Source organism: Polaribacter sp. (genome assembly GCF_039939415.1).
In the GTDB taxonomy this organism is placed as follows: Bacteria; Bacteroidota; Bacteroidia; order Flavobacteriales; family Flavobacteriaceae; genus Polaribacter.
Window position 1 is genome coordinate 20,695 of the sequence record NZ_JBDVJE010000078.1, and the last position, 6,334, is coordinate 27,028.

Below are 6,334 nucleotides of genomic sequence, written 5' to 3' on the forward strand. Positions count from 1 at the left end.
TGACAAGTTAACAAAAATATGCCTTAATTTTATTTACAATAGTTTGTGCTAACCTTTCCTTACTTTCAACAGTCCAACCTGCAACATGTGGAGATAATAAAACATTTTCAGCCTTAATTAAATACTTAAATGCTTCTGGCATTTTATCATCAGAAAAAAGGTTCTCAAAAGAGGATTTTTCATATTCTAAAACATCTAAACCAGCACCTAAAATCTTTCCAGATTTTAAAGCATCAACTAAATCTTTTGTTACTACAGATTTGCCACGAGCGGAATTTATCAACCAAAAATTCTTTTTAAAACCGTTAATTAAATCGGAATTTATCATGTTTTGTGTAAGTTCTGTTTGTGGCGTATGTAAACTTAAAACATCCGCTTTTTTTTGTAATTCTTCTAAAGAAACTTGTGTGCAATTTTCATCACCAACATTTGGTTTTATATCGTAACACAAAACTGCTACATCAAAACCACGAAGTTTTTTAGCAAAAGATTTTCCCATATTTCCATAACCAATTAAACCAACAGTTCTTCCATCCAATTCAATTCCACGATTTTCTTCGCGCAACCATTTTCCGTTTCTAACTTCTTTATCAGCTTTATTGAGCTTATTAAAAAGAGATAATAACATCCCTAAAGAATGCTCACCAACAGCATTTCTATTTCCTTCTGGCGCAGCAATTAATTTTATGTCTTTGCTTTCTGCATAATCGCAATCTATGTTTTCTAAGCCAGCACCAACTCTACCAATAAATTTTAGGTTGGTTGCTTTGTCTAAAAAAGTTTTGTCAATAGAAAAACGACTTCTAATAATAAAACCATCATACAAATGAATTTTGGTTTCAATTTCTTGTTTTGATGAAGTGTAATCTTCATCATTTTGATACCCTAAATCGTTTAATTGATTTATTAAAAGTGGATGATTTGAATCGAGATGTAGAATTTTCATTTAATACTGCTCTTTCTCACTTGGAAAATCTCCAGTTTTTACATCATTTATATAAGTTTCAAAAGCACCTGTCATGTCTTGATACAAATCTAAATATCTACGTAAAAAACGAGGATTAAATTCATGTGTCATTCCTAACATATCATGTGTAACTAAAACTTGTCCATCAACGCCATTTCCAGCTCCAATTCCAATTACAGGAATGCTAATACTTTCTGCAACTTCTTTAGCTAATTTAGCAGGAACTTTCTCTAAAACTAATGCAAAACAACCTAATTGCTCTAGCAATAAAGCATCTTCTTTTAGTTTTTTAGCTTCTTCTTCTTCTTTAGCTCTTACTGTGTAAGTTCCGAATTTATAAATAGATTGTGGCGTTAAACCTAAATGACCCATTACAGGAATACCTGCAGTTAATATTCTAGAAATAGATTGTTCTATTTCTGCACCACCTTCTAACTTAACAGCATGTCCGCCAGATTCTTTCATAATTCTAATAGCAGAATCTAAGGCTTGTCTAGAGTTTCCTTGATAGGTACCAAAAGGTAAATCTACAACTACTAAACATCTATCAATTGCTCTTACTACAGAACTTGCATGATAAATCATTTGATCTAAAGTAATTGGCAAAGTAGTTTCATGACCAGCCATAACATTTGAGGCAGAATCACCCACTAAAATAACATCTATACCTGCACCATCAACAATTTTTGCCATTGTATAATCATAAGCAGTTAACATAGAGATTTTTTCTCCATTTTTCTTCATATCTACTAAAGACTTAACTGTTATGCGTTTGTATTCTTTCTTTGCTGTTGACATTTTTTTATTTTTTTAATGTTGTAAATGTAAGAAATATAAGCAGATAAAGAACTAGTTAATATTTCGTTAATCTTAATACCTAAAAAGTTTACACATAGATATTTTAATTAGATTTAGATTTTTTAAAAAAAGAAACTAAAGTTAAATTGTTAAAGGGCATTGCAAGTAAAAAACCAACAGACGTTTATTTAGAAAAATTACTTTCTTATTCGATTAAAATTGATGGAAATTTAGCTTCAGTTTGGACGCCATATGAATTTTATTTAAACGGAAATTTTAGTCATTGTGGGGCAAATTCTTTTCAATTATTTAGCAATAATGGAGTTTGGGAAATTGTGTATTTAGTAGATATGAGAAGAAGAGAAAATTGTAAAGCTCCAAATCAAAAAAAATAGCATTATATTTGATTTTTTAAATTTAGAATGGTAGAACAACAAGTTATATTAAACACAGACAAATGGATTGATAATTATGCAGATTATATGTATAATTACGCTATTGTACGTGTAAATAATAACGATTTAGCCAAAGATTTAGTTCAAGATACTTTTTTTGCAGGTTTAAAATCTGCTAAAAATTTTCAAGGGAAATCTACAGAAAGAACATGGTTGGTATCTATTTTAAAAAGAAAAATTATAGATCATTATAGAAAAATAAATTCTAAAAAAGGACAAGCCGAAGTTAGAATGAATTTTTATGATGATGGAGAAAATGAAGGAAGTTGGTTAGAAGAGAGAGTGCCTCAAAGTTGGGATAATCAATCAGAAAAATCAATTGAAAATGAAGAATTAAAATTACAATTAGAATCTTGTATAGACGCTTTACCAGAAAAGTATGCTATGGTTTTTAGAATGAAAACAATACAAGAGTTTGAAACTGAAGAAATTTGTAAGGAGTTAGACATTACAGCGTCAAACTTGTGGGTTATAATTCATAGAGCAAGAACACAGCTTAGAAAATGTATGGAAGATAACTGGTTTAATATTTAAAAAATGTTTAAAAGTTTAAGAATTACTTGCGATGAAGCTACCACCATATGTGACAAAAGTCAATATGGATCTGCAACTTTGTTAGAAAAATTGAAATTAAATATTCATTTTCTAGGATGCAAAATATGTTCTCTATATTCTAAACAGAATAACGCACTTACAAAAATCTATAAAGGACATGCAAATAGTTGTAAAAAAACAAAAGCATGTTTAAGTAAAGAAGCAAAAGAAACTCTTAAAAAAGAGTTAGAAAAAATAAATTTATAAAGATATTTTCGTGATTTTTAGAAAATCACATTTTTTGATTTTTTGTTAGATTGAACGGGGTTTATAGAAATATAAATTCCGTTTTTTGTATTTTTGAAATCCCTGTCTCCTCGAGCGCAGTCGAGAGGTTTAAGTAGTAATTTAATAAGGTTTCGACTGCGCTCGACCAAACAGAAAATGCATTTTTTACCTGAAAAAATAGACAATTACGTAGTTGATCATTCTCAACAAGAACCAAATATTTTAAAAGAATTAACAAGAGAAACTTGGCAAAAGGTATTAAATCCAAGAATGTTAAGTGGTGCTTTTCAAGGTAGAGTTTTATCTATAATAACCAAATTAATACAACCTACAAATATTTTAGAAATTGGTACGTATACTGGTTATTCTGCACTTTGTTTAGCTGAAGGATTATCATCCGAAGGAAAAATTTTTACGATTGACAAAAACGAAGAATTAGAAACACTACAAAACAAATATTTTGAAAAATCTGGATACAGAAATCAAATAGAACAATTTGTAGGAAATGCTTTAGAAATTATACCTACAATTAATGAAAAATTCGATTTGGTTTTTATTGATGCTGATAAATCTAATTACATCAATTACTTTCATTTAATTATTGATAAAATGAATCCTGGAGGAATTATTTTATCAGACAATGTACTTTGGAGTGGTAAAGTAGTAGAAGAATTAAAACCAAAAGATAAAGATACAAAAGTACTTTTAGAGTATAATAAATTATTGAATGAAGATGCTAGAATAGAAACTGTTTTGTTGCCAATTAGAGATGGATTAACAATAAGTAGGGTAAAATAAAATTAAAAGTTTCTTTTGATAGGACCAGTAAGGTCATCAATATTGTCTTTTACACTCTTAATTTCTTTGTTAATACTTTTAGTTACATCTGTATCAATACCATTTTTTTCAGAACTGTCTTTTATTTCTTTTTTAATATCGTTAGTTGCATCTTTTACTTGACGCATTCCTTTACCTAACCCTCTTGCAATTTCAGGTATTTTATCTGCACCAAAAACCATGACTACGATTAACATAACCACCATAATTTCTGGACCACTAATAAATAAAAAAGTTGTATTCATACTGTTACAAAGGTAAATATTTATTCAGTATTTAAACTTCACAAATTAAAATATTTGTAATTTAGAATTCAGAATTATAAAAAAAAGCAACTTATGCTTAAAAAAGCACCACTATTTCTATTGTTAATTGTATTTTTTATCGGTTGTAAATCAACCAAAATAAGTAGAAATATTGATAAAAAACTTACCACTTCATTTTTTAAAAATCAGTTTACGGGTATTTATATTTATGATGTAGATGCAAACAAAGTTTTATATAATTCTCAAGGAGAAAAGTATTTTACACCAGCAAGTAATACCAAAATATTTACACTTTTTACAGGATTAGAAATGTTACCAGATTCAATTCCGGCTTTTAAATACGCAATAAATAAAGATACTATTACCATACAAGGAACAGGAGATCCAACTTTATTTCATCCGTATTTTAAAGATAGTACAGCATTAAAAATGATGCAAAAATTTAAAAAAGTACATTTAATTACTGATAATATTTCTGATAAAAGATATGGACCAGGTTGGGCTTGGGAAGATTTTGATAGTTATTTTAGTGCCGAAAAAAGCGCTTTTCCTATCTACGGAAATGTAGTTACAGTTAGTAAACAAGATTCTTTAAATGTATTTCCAAACTATTATAAAAAACGTTTAAAAATTACAGATAAAGGCTATGGAAGAAAGGAATATTCAAACTCTTTTTATTTCAGTAAAAACAGAACTCGCGAAACTGAAATACCAATGATTATGAGCGATTCTTTGCTCTTAAATCTTTTTAATGATATTATTCCAAACAAAATATCAATTGTAAATTCATCAACAATAAAACCATCAACAATTGCATATAGCATTTCTAGAGATTCTTTGTTTAAAAGAATGATGGAAGTGAGCGACAATTTTTTAGCAGAACAAATTCTAATTTTAGCATCTTCTACATTGTCTGATACTTTAAATTCATCAAAAGTGAGAAAGCATATTTTAGAAAATCTGTTAAAAGATTTACAGCAAAAACCACGTTGGGTAGATGGTTCAGGTTTAAGTAGATATAATTTATTTACACCTATTTCTTTCGTGGATGTTTTAACCAAAATGTATAAAAAGTATCCTCAAGAAAAATTGTTTCAATATTTTCCTGTTGGCGGAAAATCGGGCACCTTAAAAAAATGGTATGCAGGAAACCCTAAACCATACATTCACGCAAAATCGGGCACTTTAGGCAATAATTATAATTTAAGTGGATACTTAGTTACCAATTCTGGAAAAATCTTAATTTTCAGCTATATGAACAACCATTATTTGCATTCTAACAACGCGATTAAAGAAAAGATGCAAGCTACTTTTAAGTGGTTACGAGATACATATTAGATTTTAAACTTTCCATTTTCGATTAACGGAAAACCGTGAGTTAAAAATTTCACTGTTTTCAGGGATTGATTCATGTTAATGTCTTAGTTATATTTACAGAAAAAGAATGAGAGAAACTTTAAATGATATGAGTACTGTTAGTATCTTTTGGCAATCTCTAGAAATAGTAATTTTATTGGCTATTTTATACTTTTTATATAAGCTTTATAAATACGTTAATAAAAAGAATATTTAAGCTTATTTATTTGAAATCAAAAATTTAATTTAGCCTGTCTATCATACATAATAATGCTACCTGCAACAGATACGTTTAAACTTAACTCAGATTTAAATTTTACTAAATGATGCGATTTTTCAATAGCAATTTTAGACATTCCATGATCTTCTGCTCCTAATAAGTAAACGCAACGTTTTGGGTGGCTAAAAGTTTCTAATTGTACTGCTTTTTCATCTAATTCTACACCAACTAACATGGCACCTTTAGGTAGATTCTTAAAGAAATCTTCAAAAGTTTCATAATGAAAATACGGCATTGCTCCAATTGCTTTATGAGTATCACAAGCTTGTTTTGCATAACGATTGCCAATGGTAAAAATAAAACTTGCACCCATATTTTGTGCAGACCTCCAAAGTACACCTAAGTTTTCTGGTGTTTTTCCATTCTGAATTCCAATACCGAAAAAACCTTGTTCTAAATTGTTTACCATTATTATTTAACGTGAGTTCGACGTAAGATATTTAAAAAATAAGCAATAAAAAGCAGAATATTTTGTAAATTAAAGTACTGAATTTCAATTTACTAATAAATATTCTGCTTATGATTTCTGATGATAAAATTATAGAAATTTTCT

Annotated in this window: 9 protein-coding genes; 5 read left to right on the top strand and 4 right to left on the bottom strand. The window is 28.5% G+C overall.

The window, feature by feature from the left end:
- Positions 1-7: 7 nt before the first annotated feature.
- Both ABJG40_RS13030 and panB read right to left on the bottom strand, forming a co-directional pair.
- The gene (locus tag ABJG40_RS13030) at positions 8-946 is read right to left on the bottom strand and encodes a 2-hydroxyacid dehydrogenase (RefSeq protein ID WP_348025024.1); all 939 of its coding nucleotides are present in this window, start codon (positions 944-946) and stop codon (positions 8-10) included.
- Positions 947-1,765 (bottom strand): 3-methyl-2-oxobutanoate hydroxymethyltransferase, encoded by an 819-nt coding sequence (gene panB / locus ABJG40_RS13035; RefSeq protein WP_348025025.1) that lies wholly within the window; start codon positions 1,763-1,765, stop codon positions 947-949. It lies immediately after the preceding gene.
- Between the two features lie 146 nt (positions 1,766-1,911).
- Here panB and ABJG40_RS13040 point away from each other — a divergent pair, with 146 nt between their 5' ends.
- The 4 genes from ABJG40_RS13040 to ABJG40_RS13055 all read left to right on the top strand — a co-directional run bounded on the left by ABJG40_RS13040 (position 1,912) and on the right by ABJG40_RS13055 (position 3,840).
- A complete protein-coding gene (locus ABJG40_RS13040; RefSeq protein ID WP_348025026.1) occupies positions 1,912-2,160 on the top strand; it encodes a hypothetical protein in 249 nt (82 codons plus the stop codon).
- Positions 2,161-2,187: 27 nt separating this feature from the next.
- Positions 2,188-2,754 (top strand): sigma-70 family RNA polymerase sigma factor, encoded by a 567-nt coding sequence (locus tag ABJG40_RS13045; protein WP_348025027.1) that lies wholly within the window; start codon positions 2,188-2,190, stop codon positions 2,752-2,754.
- Positions 2,755-2,757: 3 nt separating this feature from the next.
- On the top strand, positions 2,758-3,021 hold the full coding sequence (locus ABJG40_RS13050) for a hypothetical protein (protein WP_348025028.1): 264 nt from the start codon (positions 2,758-2,760) through the stop codon (positions 3,019-3,021).
- A 177-nt stretch (positions 3,022-3,198) separates the two neighbouring features.
- Positions 3,199-3,840, top strand: a complete 642-nt coding sequence (locus ABJG40_RS13055; RefSeq protein ID WP_348025029.1) for an O-methyltransferase — start codon at positions 3,199-3,201, stop codon at positions 3,838-3,840.
- A gap of 2 nt (positions 3,841-3,842) precedes the next feature.
- Here ABJG40_RS13055 and ABJG40_RS13060 read toward each other — a convergent pair whose 3' ends face one another.
- A complete protein-coding gene (locus ABJG40_RS13060; RefSeq protein WP_348025030.1) occupies positions 3,843-4,124 on the bottom strand; it encodes a twin-arginine translocase TatA/TatE family subunit in 282 nt (93 codons plus the stop codon).
- Positions 4,125-4,217: 93 nt separating this feature from the next.
- On the opposite strand from ABJG40_RS13060, the gene ABJG40_RS13065 reads away from it, so the two are divergent.
- On the top strand, positions 4,218-5,483 hold the full coding sequence (locus tag ABJG40_RS13065) for a D-alanyl-D-alanine carboxypeptidase (RefSeq protein ID WP_348025031.1): 1,266 nt from the start codon (positions 4,218-4,220) through the stop codon (positions 5,481-5,483).
- A gap of 251 nt (positions 5,484-5,734) precedes the next feature.
- Here the strand turns inward: ABJG40_RS13065 and ABJG40_RS13070 are convergent, their stop codons facing one another.
- Positions 5,735-6,190, bottom strand: coding sequence for an RNA methyltransferase (locus tag ABJG40_RS13070; protein ID WP_348025032.1), 456 nt, complete (start codon positions 6,188-6,190; stop codon positions 5,735-5,737).
- Positions 6,191-6,334: the final 144 nt, after the last annotated feature.